19 protein-coding genes are annotated in these 23,996 nt (G+C 41.3%); 13 read left to right on the forward strand and 6 right to left on the reverse strand.

The annotated features are described in order from the left end of the window. Positions 1–520 precede the first annotated feature (520 nt). The 3 genes from hetF to ACPZ3T_RS15945 all read left to right on the forward strand — a co-directional run bounded on the left by hetF (position 521) and on the right by ACPZ3T_RS15945 (position 5,202). Complete coding sequence (gene hetF, locus ACPZ3T_RS15935; protein ID WP_490270458.1) at positions 521–2,989, forward strand: cell division protein HetF; 2,469 nt, start codon at positions 521–523, stop codon at positions 2,987–2,989. 290 nt (positions 2,990–3,279) lie between these two features. After that, the gene (locus ACPZ3T_RS15940) at positions 3,280–4,644 is read left to right on the forward strand and encodes an ATP-binding protein (RefSeq protein WP_490270459.1); all 1,365 of its coding nucleotides are present in this window, start codon (positions 3,280–3,282) and stop codon (positions 4,642–4,644) included. 102 nt (positions 4,645–4,746) lie between these two features. Beyond that, on the forward strand, positions 4,747–5,202 hold the full coding sequence (locus tag ACPZ3T_RS15945; RefSeq protein ID WP_490270460.1) for a DUF2141 domain-containing protein: 456 nt from the start codon (positions 4,747–4,749) through the stop codon (positions 5,200–5,202). On the opposite strand, the gene ACPZ3T_RS15950 is transcribed toward ACPZ3T_RS15945, so the two are convergent. After that, positions 5,199–5,321: a histidine kinase gene (locus ACPZ3T_RS15950; RefSeq protein ID WP_490270461.1), complete on the reverse strand. Its 123-nt coding sequence runs from the start codon at positions 5,319–5,321 to the stop codon at positions 5,199–5,201. The genes ACPZ3T_RS15945 and ACPZ3T_RS15950 overlap by 4 nt on opposite strands. Before the next feature lie 115 nt (positions 5,322–5,436). Between ACPZ3T_RS15950 and ACPZ3T_RS15955 the strand changes: the two genes are divergently transcribed. Both ACPZ3T_RS15955 and ACPZ3T_RS15960 read left to right on the forward strand, forming a co-directional pair. Then, positions 5,437–6,333 (forward strand): ABC transporter permease, encoded by an 897-nt coding sequence (locus ACPZ3T_RS15955; protein ID WP_490270462.1) that lies wholly within the window; start codon positions 5,437–5,439, stop codon positions 6,331–6,333. Between the two features lie 126 nt (positions 6,334–6,459). Further along, positions 6,460–6,636: a hypothetical protein gene (locus ACPZ3T_RS15960; RefSeq protein ID WP_490270463.1), complete on the forward strand. Its 177-nt coding sequence runs from the start codon at positions 6,460–6,462 to the stop codon at positions 6,634–6,636. 80 nt (positions 6,637–6,716) lie between these two features. On the opposite strand, the gene ACPZ3T_RS15965 is transcribed toward ACPZ3T_RS15960, so the two are convergent. Next, entirely contained in the window at positions 6,717–7,589 is an 873-nt protein-coding gene (locus ACPZ3T_RS15965; protein WP_490270464.1) for a helix-turn-helix domain-containing protein, read from the reverse strand. Between the two features lie 588 nt (positions 7,590–8,177). Here ACPZ3T_RS15965 and ACPZ3T_RS15970 point away from each other — a divergent pair. Together ACPZ3T_RS15970 and ACPZ3T_RS15975 are read left to right on the forward strand one after the other, a co-directional pair. Continuing rightward, on the forward strand, positions 8,178–8,807 hold the full coding sequence (locus ACPZ3T_RS15970) for an NAD(P)-dependent oxidoreductase (RefSeq protein WP_490270465.1): 630 nt from the start codon (positions 8,178–8,180) through the stop codon (positions 8,805–8,807). 96 nt (positions 8,808–8,903) lie between these two features. After that, positions 8,904–9,800 (forward strand): ROK family protein, encoded by an 897-nt coding sequence (locus ACPZ3T_RS15975; RefSeq protein ID WP_490270466.1) that lies wholly within the window; start codon positions 8,904–8,906, stop codon positions 9,798–9,800. A 165-nt stretch (positions 9,801–9,965) separates the two neighbouring features. Here ACPZ3T_RS15975 and ACPZ3T_RS15980 read toward each other — a convergent pair whose 3' ends face one another. Further along, a complete protein-coding gene (locus ACPZ3T_RS15980; protein ID WP_490270467.1) occupies positions 9,966–10,394 on the reverse strand; it encodes a hypothetical protein in 429 nt (142 codons plus the stop codon). 256 nt (positions 10,395–10,650) lie between these two features. Then, complete coding sequence (gene pyrG, locus ACPZ3T_RS15985) at positions 10,651–12,288, reverse strand: CTP synthase (protein WP_490270468.1); 1,638 nt, start codon at positions 12,286–12,288, stop codon at positions 10,651–10,653. Positions 12,289–12,491: 203 nt separating this feature from the next. Between pyrG and ACPZ3T_RS15990 the strand changes: the two genes are divergently transcribed. The 4 genes from ACPZ3T_RS15990 to ACPZ3T_RS16005 all read left to right on the forward strand — a co-directional run bounded on the left by ACPZ3T_RS15990 (position 12,492) and on the right by ACPZ3T_RS16005 (position 19,043). Continuing rightward, positions 12,492–14,327, forward strand: a complete 1,836-nt coding sequence (locus ACPZ3T_RS15990; protein WP_490277240.1) for an N-acetylmuramoyl-L-alanine amidase — start codon at positions 12,492–12,494, stop codon at positions 14,325–14,327. Between the two features lie 68 nt (positions 14,328–14,395). Continuing rightward, complete coding sequence (locus ACPZ3T_RS15995) at positions 14,396–15,175, forward strand: HEAT repeat domain-containing protein (RefSeq protein WP_490270469.1); 780 nt, start codon at positions 14,396–14,398, stop codon at positions 15,173–15,175. After that, positions 15,165–17,333, forward strand: coding sequence for a pentapeptide repeat-containing protein (locus ACPZ3T_RS16000; protein WP_490270470.1), 2,169 nt, complete (start codon positions 15,165–15,167; stop codon positions 17,331–17,333). The genes ACPZ3T_RS15995 and ACPZ3T_RS16000 overlap by 11 nt, the downstream gene beginning before the upstream one ends. Positions 17,334–17,564: 231 nt before the next feature. Next, the gene (locus tag ACPZ3T_RS16005) at positions 17,565–19,043 is read left to right on the forward strand and encodes an NB-ARC domain-containing protein (RefSeq protein ID WP_490270471.1); all 1,479 of its coding nucleotides are present in this window, start codon (positions 17,565–17,567) and stop codon (positions 19,041–19,043) included. 120 nt (positions 19,044–19,163) lie between these two features. On the opposite strand, the gene ACPZ3T_RS16010 is transcribed toward ACPZ3T_RS16005, so the two are convergent. Together ACPZ3T_RS16010 and ACPZ3T_RS16015 are read right to left on the reverse strand one after the other, a co-directional pair. After that, positions 19,164–19,748 (reverse strand): Uma2 family endonuclease, encoded by a 585-nt coding sequence (locus tag ACPZ3T_RS16010; protein WP_490277241.1) that lies wholly within the window; start codon positions 19,746–19,748, stop codon positions 19,164–19,166. 157 nt (positions 19,749–19,905) lie between these two features. Further along, positions 19,906–20,544, reverse strand: coding sequence for a peroxiredoxin (locus tag ACPZ3T_RS16015; RefSeq protein ID WP_015136421.1), 639 nt, complete (start codon positions 20,542–20,544; stop codon positions 19,906–19,908). Positions 20,545–20,935: 391 nt separating this feature from the next. Between ACPZ3T_RS16015 and ACPZ3T_RS16020 the strand changes: the two genes are divergently transcribed. After that, the gene (locus ACPZ3T_RS16020; protein WP_490270472.1) at positions 20,936–22,195 is read left to right on the forward strand and encodes an RNA-guided endonuclease InsQ/TnpB family protein; all 1,260 of its coding nucleotides are present in this window, start codon (positions 20,936–20,938) and stop codon (positions 22,193–22,195) included. Between the two features lie 86 nt (positions 22,196–22,281). Beyond that, the gene (locus ACPZ3T_RS16025) at positions 22,282–23,994 is read left to right on the forward strand and encodes an extracellular solute-binding protein (RefSeq protein ID WP_490270473.1); all 1,713 of its coding nucleotides are present in this window, start codon (positions 22,282–22,284) and stop codon (positions 23,992–23,994) included. Positions 23,995–23,996: the final 2 nt, after the last annotated feature.

Here is a 23,996-nt window from a genome sequence, read left to right on the forward strand (position 1 = left end):
ACGTAGGTGAGCTACTTTTCTTTTATGTAGCTATGCCAATCATACCATGTTGGACGGCGATTAAAATCGCCTAGACGCTTATCCCCATAGATGAATCTAGGGGCTTGCGCGCCATTGATTTTCGGTCAAGCATCTTTCTGCACTTAATAGTTAGTGAAGTACCTACGCTTCCTGCTCTGAAATACTTACCTAAACTTAGTAAAACTAGGTTTACTAAAAAAAACAATTTTTTCTTGACCTATACCCTTACACCCCTATACCCCTATACCCCCGTTTTTTTCAAAGATTTTGCCCTATTTGCTTTCTTGAAATAGACTAAGTATATATGAAGTAATAGAAAAAACCCCTAGTCAGGTGTTAGCCAACTAGGGGAGTTGAAGATCAAGGTGCATCTACCAATACAGTGTTCTGGATGGATGCCAAATAATCCGGATAAAGTCATAAATGAGGAAAAAGCAAAAATACTCAATTTCAGCAACAATCAGTTTACATTAGATGTAGCAGGCAAACAGGAGCAGTTGTGACCCAGGAATTTCACATTTCCGTGACTCCAGTAGGGCAGAATGACTACTTGGTGCGGACGGAACAAGTCGCGCCTGGAGTCCCCTTGGCAGAAGAACTAGTGACTTGGCCTGTGGCTGATTGGTTGATATCTGCTGGACATTTGATGAATGACCCGCTAAAGATATTATTACAGGGGCAGGCGATCGCTTCGAGTGCGATGGCAAAAAACTCTGTGAATTTAGTGGCATTGGGTCAGCAACTTTATAATGCCATATTTCAAGGGACTCTCCGAGATAGTTGGATTACTGCCCAAGGCATTGCCCAAAATCAACAACAGGTACTGCGTCTACGATTAGGGCTTAAGGATAATAGATTAGCACGTCTGCCGTGGGAAGTCATGCACGCAGGCGATCGCCCCCTAGCAACAGGCCCTTATATTGCTTTTTCTCGCTACCAAAGTGGCATTTCCCCAGCCTCCCGCTTACCTGCCAATAGAACTAAAATTGCTGAAGATACTACAATTAGGGTGTTGATGGTCTTGGCATCCCCCACAGACCAAGCTAGTTTAGAGTTACTCAAACAAGAAGGAATCAGACTACAAGCCGAACTACATCGCCAGCTACCCAGAACTTTAGATGTTGGTCATTATCTCCCAGAAATTGAACTCACCTTGCTAGACCAACCGGGTAGAGAAGAATTAACCCAAGCTTTAGAACAAGGAAAATTTCATGTTCTCCACTACTCCGGCCACAGTAATTTAGGCCCCAACGGTGGGGAAATTTATCTAGTCAGCAACAGAACTGGCTTAACAGAAACCCTGAGCGGTGATGATTTAGCGGGTTTGCTGGTAAATAATAATATTAAAATGGCGGTATTTAACTCCTGTTGGGGAACATACACCGCGACTAATGATATTCCCAAAGACTCATGGGAACGTAACCTGACTGAAAGCTTAGTTAAACGTGGCATTCAAAGCGTTTTAGCTATGTCAGAACGTATTCCTGATGAAGTAGCTTTGACTCTTACCCAATTGTTTTATCGCAACCTCAGCCAAGGGTATCCAGTAGATTTATGTGTGAGTCGAGTTCGTCAGGGATTAATTTCTGCCTATGGTTCACACCAGCTTTACTGGGCATTGCCAATTTTATATCTCCAGCCAGAATTTAATGGTTTTCTGTATCCCAAAACAGCTGGTGGTGAAAGTGCTGATTCCCTAGGGGAGTATAGTCCACCTGTGACAGCAACTCCAACTAATACAGCAAGTTATGCTGCCATAGTTGATGATGCGGAAATGTCTGTACCAATTCAGGGGATGATTCCCTCTGGATTAAGTCGTGATCAATCTGGCTTAGACTGGTTAGGAGAGGATACTTGGGGTGATTTAGTCGATGAAATTGAATATGATGATCCCACCTATGCAGAAGATTCTGCCTTTGTATCAGATATATTTCGCCAACTAGATCAACAAACCCCTGGAAATAATCTACCTGATCTAGTAGAAGAAGTCAGACAGCCAAGACCAGACCATACTTTGTTACAAACACCAATGGCGGCTGCACCCAGAGAAACAGAGTCACCCAGAATAGTACCTGTAAATAATCATGCACCTGGTCAAAACTTACCAGTAAATTTACATAATTTAGGTGTTTTATCTTCAAGAACACGTCAGCGTCGGCAAAAGTGGTCAATTGTAGCCATGATTGGGGCAGGTGCGATCGCTACTGTGTTAGCCTTAACTTGGTGGTGGCAAAATCGCCAATCATTCTTACGGGACATTCCCCCTATCCCCAACCAGTCTTTATCCAGTCCCAGCGAAAGTCCAACGGATATTGCAGAAATGTCCACAGCAATGCTGACCACTCTAGCTACGGAAAAATTAAATCAAGGTGAATTGGAAGTAGGTTTAGCAGCTGTAGAAGAATTACTAAATCGTAACGTCTTACCTCCTGCGGAAACAGCCTTGAATTTAATCCCTCCCGAACAAGCCCAAAGGGCATCAGTAAACTTTCTCAAAGGGCGATTAATCTGGCAATTTCTGCAAATAGGCAATACAAAATATAGCGTAGATGATGCCCGTCGTTACTGGGAAAATGCCGTTAAAGCTAATTCTAAATCGGTTTTATATAAGAATGCTCTAGGTTTTGCTTATTATGCTGAAGGTGACTTAAATCGGGCTAATAATTCATGGTTTCAAGCTTCCAGTTTAGGAGTTGAAGGAGAAACTAGCTTTTCTCAAAAAAAAGTACCAGATGATGTTTTAACTGCCGATGCTGGTTTAGCTTTAGCACTGTATAAATCTGCACAGAGATTTTCCGGGGCTAGAAGAACTGGATATATTAACGAAGCCATCAAATTACGGCAAAGAGTTTTAGAGAAAGATCCCTTAAATTTTCAAATTGATAAATTAAGCAATAATTGGCTGTGGACAGAATCAACTTTAGCAGATTGGCGATCGCTCCTGCGGGCAAAACCCTCAGAAAGCTGATGATTTTTAAGATTCTGAATAATTAGTCAAAAACAGGGTGTAGGGGTGTAAGGGTGTAGGGGTGTAGGGGTTAGATTCTTTCGTTAGTCTGACAGTCATTACTCACTGCTTGGTAAAAAACCTACACTTGTGAGACATCCCACACCCGCCCCATTGGGGCTTGGTTATTATCATCACAATAATTAAGATTTGTAACTCCATTTTGGGAAAACTAGGTATAGCAATAATGTTGGCTGCTTGTGATTTGCGCTGAACAACCCATACCACACCTAGGGAAAAGGATGGAGATTATGCTTGCTATTGATAGCATCAGCAATGGTAATGAAATCGGCCTGCAATTAGATTCGACTTTAAAAGAATTACCAACGTGGGAAGTTCAATGTGAGCTACATCTACCAGGGAACAGACTAATTAAAAGTTTTGAGCAAGAAGCATTATTACCAGGAATTATCTTGACTAAAAATCAGCATTTTGTGGGGATGATTTCCCGAAAGCAATTCTTTGAGTATATGAGTCGCCCTTATAGTTTAGGGTTGTTTTCCATGCGTCCTATCGAAAACCTGTATAATTGCCTACAACCTGAGATGTGCATATTTGATGAAGATATGACCATTGTAGAAGCAACTCAGGTAGCATTACAGCGATCGCCTCAACTTGTTTATGAGCCAATTCTCATTAAACTTCAAGCTGGTAATTATAGCATCATTGATTTTCATCAGTTACTTTTAGCGCATTCTCAAATTCATGCTCTCACTCTTGCTCAACTTCAGCGTGTAGAAGAACAATCACAATTAGCCAAAGCTGGATTTCGTGACTTAAAGAAAAACTATAGCCGACTATTACAAAATGAGAAAATGGCTGCTTTAGGTCAGTTGGTAGCGGGTATTGCCCATGAAGTAAATAATCCTATTAACTTTATTGCTGGTAATCTTGTTCATGTGATTAACTACAGTCACAGCTTGCTGGCAATGATCAATTTATATCAAAAACATTATCCCCAGCCAGTAGATGAAATTACCAATGCAATTGCTGACAATGAATTAGAGTTCATGATTGATGATTTACCTCATCTTTTAAACTCTATGCAGCTTGGTTGCAAACGCATTACTCAAATTGTCCTTTCCCTGAGAAATTTTTCCCGTTTAGATGAATCTGATAGAAAAACGGTTGATATTCATGAAGGTATTGATAGCGCGCTAATCATCTTACGCAGTCGCCTGCAAAATCACACACACAATCAAACTATTAGCATTATTAAAGAATATGGAAATTTGCCTTTAGTAGATTGTTATCCTGGTTTGTTAAATCAGGTATTTATGAATATTCTGGCTAATGCAATTGATGCGTTGCAAGAGTCCCTAGAAAAAAACATGAAACCATCAATTAAACCAGAAATTCGGATTCGTACTGAAAATATTAATAATCAGCAAGTCATGATTCGCATAGCTGATAATGGCAATGGTATACCTGAAGATGTGAAAAACCGATTATTTGAACCATTTTTTACAACAAAACCTGTAGGTAAAGGTACGGGATTAGGGCTATCTATCTGTCATCAAATTATTGTAGAAAAACACCAGGGAAAGATGTATTGTGTATCCACTGAAGGAAAAGGGGCTGAGTTCATCATTCATATTCCCATCAATAGCCATTAACTAGGTTTTCTCCCCAGTTTCCAATTCTCTTGCTGAAATCAATTGATTCATGTCAGGATGAATCTGCACTAGCTAATAGTAGTGATTTTAACCAAGAATATTATGCTAAAAAAAATGACAGTTAGCATGATGGTGCTGACAGTGCTAGGAAACCTGGTATGGACATCAAGTGTTAAAGCCAATTTCAACGGTAAACTCACCGTTGAAATTGATGGCTTGAAAAATCAAAAGGGGCAAATCTGCGTGAATTTATTTGCTAGTAGCCAAGGATTTCCGAGCGATCGCCAACGTGTTGTCAGCAATCAGTGTAGTAAAATTAGCGAAAATCCCGTAAAATTTACCTTTGAGGATTTAAAAGCAGGTAGTTATGCCGTTGCTGTAATTCACGATCAAAATAGCGATCGCACCCTAAATCGAAATAACTTAGGTATGCCCATCGAAGGCTTTGGTTTTTCCAGAAATCCCGTAGTTCGCACCAAAGCACCCAAGTTTAGCGAAGCTGCTTTTGTTTTAGCAGGGCCTAATACCAATATTCAAATTCAGTTGAAGTATTTTTAGGGCATTGGGCATTGGGCATTGGGCATGGGGCATTGGGCATTGGGTGTTAGCGATTTTCTCCCTTGTCTCCCTTGTCTCCCTTGTCTCCCCACACTCCCCACACCCCCACACCCCCACACCCCCACACTCCCCACACTCCCCACACCCCCCACACCCCCACACCCAATTTTTGATCGTTGACTGTTGACAAATCACTATTAAAATGGTCAGCATATTTTGCTTGTTGTGTTGCTCATGACCATTACTAAACGTTATCTACCAAGGTGGATAAGTTTTGCTAAAAATCCCACTCTTTCCCAAAGATTAATGATTATTGGGTTAGGGATGACTTTATTCTTCATTTTTCTGGCTTTGTTTGCGCCTGTACTGCAAGCTTGGGGATGGTTACAAAATCCTCGAGAATTTCTCTCGAACCCCATACAAGAAGCACCATCTGCTAAATATTGGTTTGGTACTAGTCGTTTAGGACATGATGTCTTTTCCCGGACGATATTTGGCGCGCAGGCTGCTTTGCAGGTGGTGGTTTTAGCTACAGCTTTGAGTATGGTGGTTGGTGTGCCTCTGGGGATGTTGAGTGGCTACCTCGGTGGTAGGTTAGATAAGGTGTTGCTGTTTTTGATGGATAGTATCTACACCTTACCGGGGCTTTTGCTTTCGGTGACACTGGCGTTTGTAGTGGGGCGAGGAATATTAAATGCTGCGATCGCTATTAGTATTGCATACATCCCTCAATATTACAGAGTTGTCCGTAATCATACGGTCAGTGTCAAGACAGAAGTTTTTATTGAAGCGGCACAAGCAATGGGTGCTTCTACTTGGATTGTATTATCTCGGTATCTGTTTTTGAACGTCATTCAAAGCGTACCTGTACTTTTTACCCTCAACGCCGCCGATGCGATTTTAGTATTAGGTGGTTTGGGTTTTTTAGGGTTAGGTTTACCCGAAGAAGTCCCAGAATGGGGATACGATTTAAAACAAGCTCTAGAAGCCTTACCGACAGGTGTCTGGTGGACTACCCTTTTCCCTGGTTTGGCAATGACTTTGATGGTGGTAGGGTTATCACTACTAGGTGAGGGGTTAAATGAATTTGTCAATCCTCGATTACGGGGAGAAAATGGAAACCGAAAATAGTCAACTCCTTATGGGAAATTCAAAATACCCTGCGGGAACGCCAAGGGCGAACAAAATTCAAAATTGTTTTTTGAATTTTGGTGTTTTGAATCGGACACATACTTGATTAAACACTGAGAGATTAGAGTGAAAGATAACATTTCTTTAATTGCGGCGGCTGCTGGTGGGTTTATGCTTTCTGTGGCTTTGGCGGGGATTTTACACGGTGCGCCGGTAAATGCTTGGCGGGAACAATCTAGTTTCAGTCCCAGTATTGCTACTGATTTAAAATTCGTTCCTAAAAATACCGATACATTAAACTAGACTTACCCCTGTGCGGATGTAGTAAAAAGACATCAAAAGCCTGTATAGACAAGAATACACGCTCTAAAAGAGTATTTTGCCTAACTGACTCTGTACGCTTTTGGTGTCATACCTGTAACTTGCCGAAATTGTTTGGTTAAGTGACTGTGGCTGTTAAACCCACAATCTAAGGCAATTTCCAAAATTGAATGATTGGTTTGTTTTAATAACTGCTTGGCTCGTTCTACTCGTTGCTGAATTAAATATTGGTAGGGAGATGCTCCAATAGACTGCTTAAATAAACGGCTGAAATGGAATTGACTCATGTCTAGCAATTGGGCTAGGTTTTCTAGTCTGATATCTTCATCTAAATGAGCATCAACATAATCCAAAATTTGCTGCAATTGACGTGGTGGTAAGCCACCCTCGTAAACGGGTAACTGTGGTTTTGTCGTTGTATGATGCCGGAGAAGATTAACAGCCAAAATGTTTGCTAGTGAATCTAGATACAGTCGGTTATTAGATGTTTGCTGTTGCGATTCCGTAAAGAGCATCATAGCGATCGCTTCAATTTGAGAATTATGAAGCTGAAACTCAGGGATTAATTGGACGCGATCGCAATCCTGATCAAGCGTTTCTCTAGCAATATCTTGCAAAAACTTAGCTTTAAGCTGAACCTGCAAGCAATTTTCCTCCCCTTCCCATCGAACCGACAGGGGTATATTGGCTGGTGTTATTAACATATCTCCTTGACGATACAGCCCCATGTAGGTCTTGCCATCCTGAATCTGCACATAATAAATTGGGCGCGGTGCAAGGGATACGAACAGCGTATGCGCCTCCTCCACGTAACAATTTTCTTCTCCTGGCGGATTTTCAAGGTGTTCAACCCGAACATTCTCCGAGTGTTGCGTTTGGCTAGACAAATGAGATGGGCGATTCATGCCAGCTTGTGCAAGAGCAAGATTTTGCATAATGGAAACTCAGTATGCTTTGCCCTAATCTATGCCTTACACCGAATCATAGTCAAGTCGCTTCTCTACGTTCGCGCAGCGTGTCGGAGACAGACGCTGCGCGTAGCTCGCTTCCCCGAAGGGGTACGTTCCAATTCAAAATTCAAAATTCAAAATTCAAAATTAAATACCCCACCGATAAATCAGAGGGCTGGAATTAATGCTGTTTCACATCCTCATCTAATACCGAATTGGGATAGGTAAGTAAGTCGGTGCGAAAAAACCAAACTATATTAAGGAATGTAAAAATTGGGAAATTCGTTTTGTAGTAAGGACTTCAGTCCTTAGTTGAGGACTAAAGTCCTCACTACCAACCTTGAATTATTTACACCGTTCTACTTAATATTGTTTCGAGATTCTGTAATAGGCTAACTACTAGGCTTTTCATCCAAAATCCAAAATTGGTATAACGCCTCCACTGTTCCCCGTTCCCCGTTCCCTTTTTTTGTCAAAATTAGCCGCAAGATGATACAAGTAACGCAAGAACCAAATAGTTGAGAATTGAGTTTTTTTCTAATCTGAAGATATTGTTACTTAGGAAACTTCAGTATGAAACTCGTAATTTTTGGCGCAACTGGTGGTGTAGGTCAGCAAGTGGTGGAACAGGCTCTAGCACAAGGTCATACAGTCACAGCTTTTGCCCGTAATCCTTCTAAACTCGATATCCAGCACCCCAATCTGATCTTGTTTCAGGGAGATGTGATGGATCTCTCAGCTGTGGAACAAGCGGTGCAAGGACAAGACACCGTTGTATGCACCCTCGGTTCTGGACAAAAGCTCACTGGAAATATCCGCTCAGAGGGAACAAGAAATATCATCCAGGCAATGAAGCGAGTGGGTATTCAACGGTTGATCTGCCAAACCACTTTGGGCGTAGGCGACAGTTGGGGCAGCCTCAACTTCTACTGGAAGTACATCATGTTTGGTTTGATCTTGCGGAATGTGTTTGCTGATCATGAACAGCAAGAGGAGTATGTAAAACAAAGCGGTTTGGACTGGACTATTGTGCGTCCAGGAGCTTTTATCGAGGGTAAGCGCATTGGTCAGTATCGCCACGGCTTCCCCGGTACAGATAACACCTCAAAGCTGAAAATTTCACGGGCAGATGTAGCAGATTTTATCCTGAAACAACTAGGCGATCGCTCCTATCTGCATCAAACTCCTAGTTTGTCCTATTAGACCTTACCCACAGACTATAAGTTACCCTAATATGGGAAGTTTTAATCAGCTAAAAACTTAGTTAAAGCTGATAGTTTGTGGTGTGAGGATGTGAAAGTGGGAAATTCTCAAGTAATTGGGGTTGATTTGGGGGGAACGGCGATTAAATTGGGGCGATTTAGTCAAGATGGTAGTTGTCTGCAATCTTTGAGTGTCGCCACTCCCCAACCGGCGACACCAGAGGCTGTGTTTGCTGTCATGGTGGATGCGATCGCGCAAATCGACCCGGATAATCAAACTATAGCTATTGGTGTGGGTACTCCTGGCCCAGCCGATGCTCAAGGACGCATTGCTCAAATTGCCATTAATTTACCAGGATGGCAGAATATCCCCCTAGCTGATTGGTTAGAGGCTAAAATTGGTAAGCCAACTATTATTGAAAATGATGCTAATTGTGCAGGTGTGGCTGAGGCTTGGTTAGGTGCAGGTCGTCAATTTCAAAATTTTATTCTGTTAACCTTGGGTACTGGTGTCGGCGGTGCTATTATTCTCAACGGTAATTTGTTTGTGGGGCATCAAGGTGCAGCCGGAGAACTTGGTTTAATTACACTCCAGCCTGATGGGCCGATGTGTAAAAGTGGTAATTTAGGCTCTTTAGAACAATACACCTCAGTGAAAGCCATTCGTCGCCTGACGGGTAAAGAGCCTGTAGAATTAGGAATGCTAGCGCAGGTTGGAGATGTCAACGCTTTAGCATTTTGGCAAGAATACGGTAGATATTTAGGTATTGGTTTAACTAGCTTGATTTATGTTTTAACACCAGAAGCAATCATTATTGGTGGTGGTGTCAGTGGTAGCTTTGAGTTTTTCTTCCCCAGTATGAAGGCAGAAATTGAACAGCGCGTTATGCCAACATCTCGTGCAGGTTTAGAAATTCTCCCAGCACAATTAGGTAACTCAGCCGGGATGGTAGGTGCTGCTAAGTTGGCATGGCAACGGGCAGGGGGAAAATGAGTAATGAGTAATGAGTAATGAGTAATGAGTAATGAGTAATGAGTAATGAGTAATGAGTAATGAGTAATGAGTAATACCGATTACTTATTACGATAATAGCAATGCCCCATGCCCCATGCCCCATGCCCCATGCCCAATTCCCAATGCCCCATTCCCCATTCCCATTTACTGTGCAGAAAATGAATAGCCTGTGGTTTTGTGGACGTATTGCAAGACTTTTTTGTAAGAATCTGGGTTGCTTGTGGGGTTAATCACAATGGGGATAGTTCCATCAGGCAACCAAAAGGTTATCCTGCCATTGGGTTCGTGACAGAAGGAACTAATACAATTAAGGTTAATTACATATTCGTTTCTTTCGTAAATAATTTTTACCCAATAGGCATTTTCTACTTCTAATCCAGTTACTTTATCTAGATAATCTAAAATTTGTTGATAATCTTCTAGATTATTTTGGGGGTTAATCACAATGGGAATGGCACTGTCAGGTAACCAAAAGGTGACTCTGCCGTTTTTTTCATAACAAAAAGCATTAACACGGTCAAAATTGATCACATATTGTTTCCTCTCATAAATAATTTTTACCCAGTACGCCACAACATCTCCTCAAGTCCCAAGTTTATGTAATGATGCTTACCCTGTATGCCATGAAGTCTACTAACATTTATTGGCAAAATCATTGTGAGATGGGAAAAAGTTCTCATACACAAGTGTAACTTTTTGCACAATTTTAAATCCAAAATGTTATGACTTCCTAAGTTAATGTTGTTGTGTGTGTAAAATGTCCACATAGGGATGTGGAATTTTAGGTGGTAGATGCCCTTTTAGCTAACTATAAGGTATTGGGAGTTGTTTAAGATACCTCTACGGGTGTTTGTAAGCTAGCAGTGGGATGATTGCGAGCGATCGCAGCCTGCATAAAGCCTTTAAATAAAGGATGGGGGTTGCTAGGACGAGATTGAAATTCTGGGTGGAATTGACACGCAATGAAAAATGGGTGTTGCGGTAATTCTACAATCTCGACTAACTTGCCGTCAGGGGAAGTTCCACTGATAACATAGCCAGAATCTAATAATAACTGCCGATATGCGTTATTAAACTCGTAGCGATGGCGATGGCGTTCGTCAATGGTTTCTGCTTGATAAAGTTTGAATGCCAAACTATTGGGGAGAATATGACAAGGGTAGACTCCTAAGCGCATTGTGCCACCTAAATCTACTACATCCTGTTGGTCTGGTAGCAGGTTAATAACTGGATAATCGGTAGTGGGATCAAATTCTGCACTGTTAGCACCTGTTAAATCGGCGACATTTCTCGCCCATTCGATGACGGCACACTGCATTCCTAAGCATAAACCGAGGAAGGGGATTTGGCGATCGCGGGCATATTTAATGGCGGCAATTTTGCCATCTACTCCCCGTGTACCAAAACCTCCGGGTACAAGTACGCCATCTACACCCGCCAAATATTTTTCGGCTGGTTGGGTTTCCAAATCTTCGGAGTTCACCCAGCGTAGACGTAAATCCCCATGAGTTGCAAATGCAGCATGGTGCAGTGCTTCTACTACGGATAAATACGCATCACTTAAGCGGACATACTTACCGACAATGGCAATTTCTACGCTGTGTTTAGGACTGTACAGCCTTTCTACCATTGTTTGCCACTGCACTAGATTTGGCTGACGTTGTTCCATTTGCAACAATTCTAGGGCTTGTTGTGCTAGTCCTTCCCGCTCTAGAGTTAAGGGGACTTCGTAGATACTGTTGGCATCTTGGGAAGTAATGACGCACCCTACAGGCACATCACAAAATTCCGACATTTTTTGTTTTAGTCCCATTGGAATCGGGCGATCGCTCCGACAGACTAAAATATCTGGTTGAATGCCAATTGATCTGAGTTCCTTAACTGAGTGCTGTGTCGGCTTGGTTTTCATTTCCCCGGCCGAAGCAATATAAGGTACTAAGGTAACGTGCATATACAGCACATTTTGCCGTCCTACCTCTTTGCGTAACTGACGAATAGCTTCCAAAAATGGCAGTGATTCAATATCTCCTACAGTTCCACCAATTTCTGTAATTACCACAGATGGATTTGTAGCTTGAGCTACTAATAAAATCCGTTTTTTGATTTCATTAGTAATATGGGGAATTACTTGCACAGTGCCGCCATTATAGTCACCACGACGCTCACTAGTAATTACCGCTTGATAAATTGAACCTGTAGTGACGCTGTTGAGCCTTGACATTAAAGTGTCGGTAAAGCGTTCGTAATGTCCCAAGTCCAAATCGGTTTCTGCACCATCTTGGGTGACAAACACTTCCCCATGTTGAAATGGACTCATAGTTCCTGGATCAACATTAATATAGGGGTCAAGTTTTAAAATCGACACTGAATAATTTCGTGATTTGAGTAAACGGCCCAGACTTGCTGCTACAATGCCCTTGCCAATACTGGAAACCACACCTCCAGTTACAAAGATAAACTTAGTCATAGTAGTTTGAGTTGCTATCAACTGCTAAAAATACCTTCCAAACAAACATCCCGTCATACCAATTCAAAATTCAAAATACCCTACGGGAAGGCAAGCCTACAAAATTCAAAATTAATAAATCTGGCATTTACGAGTAACTTTGAATTTTGTGGCAGAATTTTCTTGAATTGGTGTCAAATCATCAAATTTTCAATGATCCTGCTGTGAAAAAATTCCTGATCTCACTAATAGTCAGCTGCTTTATCACCTCCTCTGTTGCATTGGCTCAATCTACACCTACTCTCAAAGTTGTTTATCCTCCGACAAATCACCAGACAAGCGCGGATAAAATTTTTTTTATTGGTACAGCACCACCCAATGGACAAGTTCTCATTAATGGTACGCCAATAAACCGCAGTCGATCAGGCCATTTTGCACCGAGTTTTCCCTTAAAGTTAGGGGAGAATATATTTACCATCACTCACCAAAATCAAACACTTCAGATTCAGGTGAACAGGATCAGCACTCAGCCAGAAGTTCCACAGGGGTTAACTTTTGCTCAAGGTTCTCTGACTCCATCTGCTGACATTGCCAGACTACCGGGAGAACTAATTTGTTTTAGCGCAGTTGCACCTCCTAACGCCAGTGTCTCTGTGAAGTTGGCAAACCAGAATGTAGTACTTTCACCTCAACCACAACAAGCACAACTACCAAGTAATTTGGCAGCTTTGACGGGACGCAATCAGCCCACTAAAGAGTCTAACTCCGGTAAGTATGAGGGTTGTACTACCCTTTCAGTACCTGATGGTGATGCTTTCACTCAAATTAATGGTAATAACATCATCTCTGGTGCTGTTGTCCCAGACTCACGGCAAAATATTGATCTGGGTAAACCGGAATTTCAACTCACCTTGAATGGTAAGACGATAACTCAACCAGGAACTGGCAAAATTACCATTCTCGCACCAGGGAAGTTAGCAGTTGCAGAAGTCACAGTAGAGGCTGGGGTGGCTCGGACTGGCCCGAGTACAGATTTTTCTCGGCTGACTCCATTACCCCAGGGAACAAGGGGAACTGTTACAGGAATAGAGGGTGAATGGTTGCGTTTAGACTACGGTGGCTGGATTAATAGCAAGGAAACCCGTATTTTACCTGGAGCTATTCCCCCACGCTCAATCATTCGCAGTGTTGGATATCGGAGACTTCCCGGTAAAACAGAGATGGTTTTCCCTCTCCAAACTCCTGTGCCTGTGAGTGTACAGCAAGGCAATAACTCTTTCACTTTGACACTCTACAATACCACTGCCCAAACTGATATTATTCGCCTGGATGATGACCCCTTAATTTCTCGCCTGGATTGGCAGCAAGTAGCCCCAGGACAGGTACAATACACCTTTAACCTCAAAAAAAGTCAACAGTGGGGATATAAGCTGAGATACGACAATACAACCCTGGTTTTAACTTTACGCCATGCGCCTGTTATCAAGCAAAATAGGCAAAAGCCCTTATCTGGTATCAAGATTCTACTAGATCCAGGTCATGGTGGTAAAGAATCTGGTGCGGCTGGCCCGACTGGATATTTGGAAAAAGATGTGAATTTGGCTGTATCTAAGCTGTTGCGGGAGGAATTAATCAAGCGGGGTGCAACGGTGGTGATGACAAGGGAAACTGATGAGGAAGTTTCTTTAGCAGAGCGTCAAGCAATTATCAATCGAGAAGAGCCTGCGATCGCACTTTCGATTCATTACAATGCCTTACCCGATGCTGGCGATGCGGAAAATACCAAGGGTGTAGGTATGTTTTGGTATCATCCCCAAGCCCATAGTTTAGCTGTGTTTATGCACAATTATCTAGTAGAGAAACTCGGCAGGCCTTCCTACGGTGTATTTTGGAATAACTTAGCATTAACACGCCCAGCCGCAGCACCGTCAGTATTATTAGAGTTAGGTTTTATGAGCAATCCCAATGAATTTGAGTGGGTGACAAATCCCCAAGAGCAGAAAAAGTTAGCCAAAACTTTAGCAGATGGAATAACTGAATGGTTTAGAAGCGTTAAGTAGCATATTTGAGCAACGTGCAACGTAAACAACAATGTTGATGGTTGACGGTTGACTGTCGGGAGTTGATTATGCTGAAAAATGCCAGAAAATATCCCACTGCTATCTTGACGACTCTAGCTTTCATTGGAACTGTAATTAGTACAAATACTCAAGCGATCGCTCAAACTTCATCAACTCAGTCTTCATGCACTGAGGTAGAAATCCAAAAGCATATCCAGCGATTAAATCGAGGTGAAATTGGCGGTTATGATGCACTGGTAGCTTGTGAGTCTAGAGCCGTTCCCTCTCTCATCAACTCCCTTGTTAGCAAAAATGAAGATTTCCGCATCATGATCACTGCTGCACTTGGTGAAATTGCTTTGCAAGGTTCATCAAATGCTGTACTTTTGTTAAAGTTTAATGATCTATTAACCGATCAAAGCCAAGGAGTGAGGGTAATGGCTGCCAATACCCTCAAGAAAATGGGTAAAGATCCCGTTCCTGCTCTAATTCTGGCTCTCCAAAATCCAGATCCTCAAATACGCCAGAAAGCTGCTGACAATTTAGGAAAACTAAGTGTAGAAGCCAAAGATGCTATCCCATTTCTGAGGAATGCGGCTAAAGATCCAGATCCTCAAGTCAGTGCTAATGCAGCCCAATCATTACAAAAGATACACAATACTAGCCGTGCCAATATTTTGGAACGGATAGTAATTGATCTTTCTCGTATAAATACACCTACTTTAAAGAACACAACACTAACTCATGTCAGCAACAACCCACCGATTATGTGTAAAATTCCAGTAATCAGGTCTGTACTGAGATGGAAATGTCCCTCAGTAGTACGGTTGAATAGTAATGGCAAATGAATTTACCAATGCTAATTTAAGGGGTAAAGACTTTCGGGGTAAAAACCTCACGGGAGTCGATTTTAGTCATGCTGATATCCGTGGCGCAAATTTTAGTAATGCTATTCTCGTTTGTGCAAATTTTACCTCTGCTAATGCTGGATTGCCAATTATTCAGGTAATTATTGCTGTTTTATTATCACTAACTGTATCATTATTTGCGGGATTAATTGCTGCTTATGGTGGTGCAATTATCGGGGATTTATTAAGTGGTAATGCTAACATATACCCTGCTTTTGGAGTAATAGCAATATTTACTTTAGCGATTTTTTTAATTATTATTCTCTGGCAAGGTTTAGGGTTAATACTAGCAACATTAGCGGAAGTAGTAGCTGCTTGCGCGATTATTTCATTAGCATTGTTTCCTGAAAATGAAATAGGAACTTCTTCGGCAGTCGGGGCAATATTAGTAATACTGGCTATAGCTGGCTCAATTGTTGGTGTGATGAATATGGCTTTAGCTGTAGGTGTAGCTAGAGCTATGATTTTACCGGTAATTGTGCATTTAACGGGATTAATGGCTTTAGTTGGTGCTGTGCTGGGTGGATTATTGGGAGTGCGATCGCAAGTCTCAGCATACCTCATGGCTGGGTTAGTTGGGTTAGTAGCGATCGCTATCGGTATTTATGTAGGTAGGGAAGCTATAACCGGAAATCAGAAATACTTGCTCATTCGCTCCTTAGCTATTAGTATTGTGTCCCAAGGTGGAACTAGCTTTCAGTGTGCAAATTTAACGGATGCGAACTTTACCCAAGCTAACCTCAAAAGTGTAGACTTCCGCCAAGCTACCCTCACCCGCACCTGCTGGTTGCAAGCCAAAAATCTGGCTCAAGCTCGTCTAGAAGGTACATATTTAGAAAACCCCAAATTACGGCAATTAGTTGTTACCAAAGAAGGGAGAGAACAAAATTTTGATCGCTTAAATCTCAGAGAATTAAATCTAGAGAATGCTAATTTACAAGATGCTAGTTTTATCGGTACAGATTTGAGTGAAGCTAACTTACGAAATGCTAATTTAGCAGGTGCAAAACTAGCTCAATCACAGCTATATCAAACTATTTTACATCAAGCTTGTTTAACAGGTGCATATATTCAAAATTGGGGGATTTCCACTGATACTAAACTCGAAGAAATCAAATGTGATTACATATATATGCAGCTACCAACCAAGGATGATCCCGATCCTTGTCGCAAACCCGATAATCGACGGGAAATTTTTCAACCAGGAGACTTTGCAGAATTTATCGCCCCAATTATTAAAACACTCAACCTCTACCAAACGCAAAATATTGATCCGCGACAAGTAGCTAATAAATTCAAAACTCTAGACTTATTTCACTATGAAGGTATTGATCCCACTGCTGCGGCGATCGCTGTTACTCAATTAGCAGAAAATCACCCAGAAGCCGGATTAGAAATTGTGGCTCTAGAAGGCAGGGGAAAAGATAAAATTCGCCTGCAAGCTCTAGTTGCTAATGATGCCAATCGTTCAGAACTTTATCAAGAATATTTTCAAAAATATACTGAAATTCAGTCTTTACCCTATAGTGATTTACAAGCTTTACTTTTAGGGATTAAAGAAAAAGAAGAACGGATTCAAAGTTTAGAAAAACTGCTAGAAAATGCCATACATCAGCCGAAGTTTTATGTAGAAACATATCAAAATCAAGGAGAAATTTTCATGTCACAAAGTAAAGGAAATGTCAATATCAGTGGTTCTCAAGGTAATATTAGTGGGATTTCTGCCGTGGGTGAAAACTCGGCAATGACAGGTGTTGCTATTGGTGCAATTAGTGGCAGTGTTACCAATACTATTAATGAGTTACCTGCATCTTCTGAACCAGATAAACCAGGAATTAAAGAACTACTGACTGAACTAAAAACCGCTATTGAGGCTGATAATAACCTAGGCGATGAAGACAAAGCAGAAGCGTTAGAACAAGTGAAAGCAATTGCAGAAGCAGGACAAAAGCCAGAAGATGGAGCAATGCAAAAAGCAGCAAAAACATCTTTGAAATTTTTGAAAGGTACAATCGCTGACTTACCTGCAACTGCCAATTTAGTTGAAGCCTGTGCTAAATTGTTGCCGTTGATTACTAAATTCTTCGGCTTACCATAAATTATTCAAGGAAGTGTCACAATTGATGGTTGGTGCGTGACGCTATAAATTTAATTACTAGGTTCAAATACTTTTGCAGCGTCACACACCCTACGTTAATCAATTCAAAATACCCTTTGGATAACTCTTTCGCGGAGTTTCCCTAGGGAATAGTAGCAAGCTACAAAATTCAAAATTTAAATGGGGAGAGGTCATCGAACTGACGTTATATTTACCTGAAATCTGCTGTATATGTCAAACTCGCTCAAAGCATCAACAACTGGATTGGTAATTGTAGACAAGGCACGTAAACGTCTTGGCTGGACGAAAACCAGCACGGCGCGTTGGTGGCAAGATGCTCACACTTCTAGAGCTACATTACGGCGATTTTGGCAAGGCGATCGCATTCAGCAAGAAATTTTCATCGCTATCTGTCAGGCTGTGGGAATCAACGATTGGCAAAGTATTGCAGAAATCCCCGATGCAGACTCCGAGGAACTCTCTACACAATACCTTGACTGGAATCAAGCACCTGATGTTGAAAGTTTTTATGGACGTAATCAGGAATTAACTCAGTTAGAAGAATCAATTCTCACACATCGCTGTAAACTAATCATCATTACAGGGATTGGTGGTATTGGGAAAACGGCTCTGGCTCTGGCTTTAGCTGACCGTCTTCAGTTACAATTTGATGGCTTAATCTGGAAAACGCTTCATTCTGCGCTATCCCTAAATTCCCTGCTAGATGGACTACTCAACACCTTTAAGCAAACTCCTGTTGATGACATTCCCCAAGACACAGCCAAACTTATCCACCACCTGCAACAGCGTCGATGTTTGTTGATTCTGGATGGTGGGGATGAGTCCGAGAAACACTATCATCAATTTATCCAGCAATTAAGCCGCGCTCATCATCAAAGTTGCATTATCCTCACCAGTCGTCAGCAACCAAATCTCATTGAATCGAATACAAAAACGGTTCAAAGTCTCACGTTAAAAGGATTACCAAAAGCTGCTGCTGTGGAACTATTGCAAGCCAGAGGATTTACAGGTAAAGAAATTGGAATATCAGCTTTGATTCAACTTTATCGCGGTAATCCTTTAGCACTGAAACTTGTTACCCCATTGATTCAGTCTGTGTTTGGTGGGAATATTGCGGCTTTTCTTAGTCAAAATACTATAGTAATTGGCGATCGCTTGTGTGCTATCCTCAAGCAACAGTTTGAGCAACTGAGCGATTTAGAACAAGAAATCCTCTATTGGTTAGCAATCTGGCAACAACCAATCTCTTTTAGCCGATTACAAACTCATTTACTGATTTCTCTTGATCCTGCCACAATTTTAGCTGCAATTGTCACTTTAGAAAGGCGATCGCTTGTAGAAAAATGGATTTGTAGTGATGCACCAGCTTTTACCTTACAACCACTGGTAATGAAAATTGTCACTGATGAATTAATAGAACGTGGTACTCAAGAGATAATTAAGGTGATGCAGAGTCAAGATATCGCTGATTTTAAAATTTTGCGAACCCATTGGTTATTACGTCCGGGTAGTGATGATATTGTAGGCGATCGCATTTTGCAACAACTACAAGAAAAACTCTGGCGAATTTATGGCGCAAATCTTGGGCAAATTCTTGATGAAATTCTATTACTTTTAAATAATAAATCTCCTTTAGCAATTGGTTATATTGCTTGCAATATCACAACAATTATTCAACGATTAGGATAATAAGTAGAACGGGGTAGATCATTAAAGGTTTGTACTGAGAACTTTAGTTCTCAAATAAGGACTAAAGTCCTTACTACGAACTTAACATAGTTTGTTTTTTTCGGGTCTTTCTACTTATAACTACCAAATTTTAGACATATTTAAGGAAAATCCTGGTAAAACTGGCTCTGCGCTAACTGTCTCAGGCTTTTCTAAACATTCTTCTGGTTTGTCAGGATGATAAATATATACTTGACGATGCTGAAGGTCGATTAACCAACCTAATTTTATCTTTGCTTCCTGCATATATTCTGCCATTTTTTCTTGGATTAATTGCAGGTTCTGGTTGAGAAATCTAATTTCAACTACAAAATCAGGACAAATAGGAATAAAACATTCTTTTTGCGCTGACGAAAGTGTATTCCACCGTTCTAATTTCATCCAAGCAGCATAAGGTAATCTATTTGCACCTGTTGATAACTTAAATCTTGTATTTGCATCGAAAATTACACCTGCATTATTTTGTTGCGACCAAACACGCAGTTGATCAAATATACTTCTACTAAGATTCGCCATCTTCTCATCAATCGCCGACATAATTGATAGGTGTCCAAATCTATCTTTCTCAACGCGTAAATGAGAATTTACTTGACAGAAATCAAAGAATTGTTCGTCTGTCATTTGCATTGATAGCGGAATTTGTAGAATTAAAGGTGATGGCAGCATCATAGTTCAACATCTGACTTTATTTTCCATTTTTACGTAAATACAAAAAAACGCAAAGATAAACCATTCTTTGCGTCTTGTACACAAACTGAATTAAAAATTAATCTAGTTAATGCTGAGTAATGTGTCTTACTCAGCACTCAAAACTCAGCACTCATTACTTATTAGGCTGAGGAGTCATCCGCAAGTAGGGTTTAATTTCTTTGTAGCCTTTGGGGAATTTTTCTTTCAATACTTCTGGATCTTTGAGGGAAGGTACAATTACGCAATCTTCGCCATCTTTCCAGTCAGCAGGGGTGGCTACGCTGTAGTTATCGGTGAGTTGCAGTGAATCAATTACCCGCAACAATTCATCAAAGTTGCGTCCGGTGCTGGGGGGGTAGGTGAAGGAAAGACGCAGTTTTTTGTTGGGATCAATTACAAATACGGAACGCACTGTTACAGCTGCGTTAGCGTTGGGGTGAATCATGTCGTAAAGGTCGGAAACTTTACGATCTGCGTCTGCCAAAATGGGGTAGTTGAGAGTAGTGCTTTGTGTTTCTTCGATGTCGCCTACCCAGCCATTGTGAGATTCTACATCATCAACACTGAGAGCGATCGCTTTCACGTTACGCTTGTCAAATTCTGGTTTGAGTTTCGCAACTGTACCTAATTCAGTTGTACAAACTGGTGTATAGTCAGCAGGGTGAGAAAACAGCACTACCCAGCTATCACCAGCCCATGTGTAAAAATCTATGTCGCCATGTGTAGACGCTTGTGTAAAGTTGGGTACTGTATCACCAAGACGGAGAGCCATATAAGATTCCCTGTAGTTAAATAAGGCTTATGTATTTTACCGTGTTGTCATTACACAACATCGGTTTCCCCATCGGCTTTTAGTGCTTTGTAACAAAATTTTAAATTTTTAGAGTCTAAAAGCTGATTTGAGATGGGGAAGAATAACTCACGGATTCTGATTATTGCACAAATACAATGTATTTGTTTTTTCTTAAGATTGAAATAATTTGATACATTTTCGGGAATAGCCTAACCAGCATTTGTGGTTTGTAGAGGTGCTTGGTCATCTGGAATCAGATATAGAAGATTTATATTTGACTTTTGACCGAAATTAATGGGATACAAGCCCCGTCCTTCTAGGACGGCTTTGTTTGTGTTAGACTAAATGCCGTAGAAGTTTTCCACGTCAAATGATAGTTTTAGAGTTTAAGGCAAAAGGGAAAACAACTCAATATGCAGCTATAAATGAAGCAATAAAGACCGCTCAATTTGTCCGCAACAAGTGTATCCGTTTTTGGATGGATAACCGAGGTGTAGGGCAAAAAGAGCTATATCGCTACAACACTGCATTAAGGGCTGAATACTCCTTTGTAAAAGACTTAAACTCTCATGCAACTCAGGTAGCAGTAGAAAGAGCATATAGCTCTATAGCTAGGTTCTACGACAATTGTAAGAAGCGCAAAGGGGGAGATGTGGTTTCCTCCGATCCAAACTTTGTAAGAGAACAAATCCCTGGTCAAAAAGGATATCCCAAGTTTAAGAAAAATAACCGTTCGGTGGAATATAAAACCTCTGGGTGGAAACTATCGCAAACGAGAAAACAGATAACCTTCACCGATAAAAAGGGAATTGGCAAACTCAATCTCAAAGGAACGTGGGATTTAAACTTCTACCCATTAGAACAGATAAAACGGGTGAGATTGGTACGTCGTGCTGATGGTTACTATGTTCAGTTTTTAGTCAGTGTAGACAATAAAGTAGAAACACAACCAACGGGTAAAACCATTGGCTTAGATGTTGGCTTAAAAGAGTTTTACACAGACAGTAATGGACACAGTGAACCTAACCCAAGATTTTATCGCACAGGAGAAAAACGTCTCAAGTTTCGACAAAGACGTGTTCAAAGCAAAAAGAAAGGCTCTATCAACCGCAAGAAAGCCATTAATAAATTAGGGCGAGTACACCTCAAAATAAGTAGGCAACGTGAAGAACACGCTAAGAGAATAGCGCGTTGCGTAATCCAATCTCACGATTTGGTAGCCTATGAAGACTTGAGGATTAAGAATTTAGTGAAAAATCACTGTCTCGCCAAATCTATTAATGATGCTGGTTGGTATCAATTCAGAAAATGGTTAGAGTATTTCGGGGTGAAGTTTAGCAGGATAACTGTAGCAGTCAATCCTGCCTATACATCCCAAGAATGCTCTAACTGTGGAGCAGTAGTCAAAAAATCTCTATCCACAAGAACTCATGTTTGTGAATGTGGATTTGTGCTGGATAGAGATTGGAATGCTGCTATTAATATTCTGAAATTAGCCTTGAGTACGGTAGGGCATACCGGAACTTGGGTCATAGACCCGAACGCTTTAGGAGATTCGACCTCTACTCATGCTGGAGAAATCTTGTATGAGCAAGTTGGGTCTATGAATAAAGAATCTTCGCCCTTATAGGGCGGAGAGTGTCAAAAAACTGAGTGAAAATCTAAGCAGTTTCTTCCCCATTCCCCATTCCCCATTCCCCATTCCCCAATAAATACATGATTTTCAAAGGGTCTTGGTCAATTACACGTTGGACGGCAGCCTTTGGTGTACTGTTACTAACAGCTTGTAATGGTAATGCCAACTCTGATGATAATTTTACGGGTTTGAAAGTTAAGCTTTTGGTGGGTAGTGCTTTGGGAGATTTTTGCACCCAAGCGGCAAAGAATTTTAATGCGACTCAGCCAAAGTTAGATAACGGGAAAGCTTTTCAGGTAAGTTGTGAGGCGCAGGGTAGCGGTGATGTTGTCACCCAGGTAGTTAATTCCGCGACTCAGTTGAAAAATGGGACTTTGCAAGCAAATGCGCCAGAATTACCCACAGTTATTTCTCTGGATGGAGATATATATCACAATCAGTTAGTTTACCGCATTAATCAACTGTTTCCAGGGCAAAATTATATTCCTGAAATTACTGACGCACAGCTAATAGCGAACACGCCAATGGTGTTTATGGCGCAGTCAGATGTGGCTGAAGGTTTGAGAAAAGTTGCTGATCCTTATCAAGCTTTGGTGACAGCAAAAACTTACAAAGATATTGATCCCGCAGCACCAGCGTTAACAGTCAACTATGTCCACACTGCGCCGACTCGTTCTAATTCTGGGTTACAAACACTGGTAGCTCAATATACTAGTGTGTCGAGCAAGCGTCCTGAAGATTTGACTATTGCTGATGTACAGAAGTTTCAGCCGCAAATTCAGCAAATTCAAAGCAAAATTACCCGTTATGGGGTGTCTACTAATTCTCTCGCCCAAGCGATGGTGAAAAATGGTACGTTTTGGGCTTCCGTGGGGTCTGTGTACGAGTCTAGTGTGATTACGGCTAATTCTACCTTGCAACCAGGACAGCAGCGTTATACAGCCGTGTATCCGAAAGCTACGTTTACATCTAATATGCGGGCAATTATACCGAACGCGCCTTGGGTAAGTGCTGATGAAAAAGCAGCTGCCGAGAAGTTTATCACTTATTGGCGATCGCCTGAAACTCAAAAAATTGCTACTGACTTAGGTTTAAGGCCGGGAACTCCGGGTGTAGCTTTAGGTGCAAAGTTTTCCCCAGATTTTGGTGTGGAATCTCAAGCTAAGTATGATTCTCTGAGACCACCTAAACCAGAGGTGGTGGATGCGATGTTGAAATCTTGGCAGGAAGCGTCTAAGAAACCATCGTTAGTGGTGGTAGTGGTCGATTCTTCAGGTTCAATGGAGGGGAATAAATTACCCGCCGTACAGAATACTTTATTAAATTATATTAAGAATTTAGGCGTTAAGGAGCAAATTGCCCTTATAGACTTTGATTCGGAGATTCGTCCCCCAGTGTTAGTAGATGGTACACCCGAAGGGCGCGATCGCGGTTTGCAATTTATTAATGGGCTGAAAGCGGATGGAGGGACAAAATTATATGATGCGGCAATTTCTGCCCGGAATTGGTTACAACAAAATCGGCGTAAAGATGCGATTAATGCGGTTTTAATTTTAACGGATGGTGAAGATTCTGGTTCGCAGGTTTCTTTAGATCAGCTATCAAGTGAATTGCAAAAAAGTGGGTTTTCTACTGACCAGAGAATTGGCTTTTTTACGGTTGGGTATGGTGAAGAAGGTGAGTTTAATTCTGATGCTTTGAAGAAAATTGCTGAGTTGAATGGGGGGTATTATTCTAAAGGTAATCCAGAAACAATTGCACGGTTAATGTCTGATTTGCAGGTGGAGTTTTAAAC

The sequence above is a fragment of the Aliinostoc maniaoense genome (assembly GCF_058172895.1).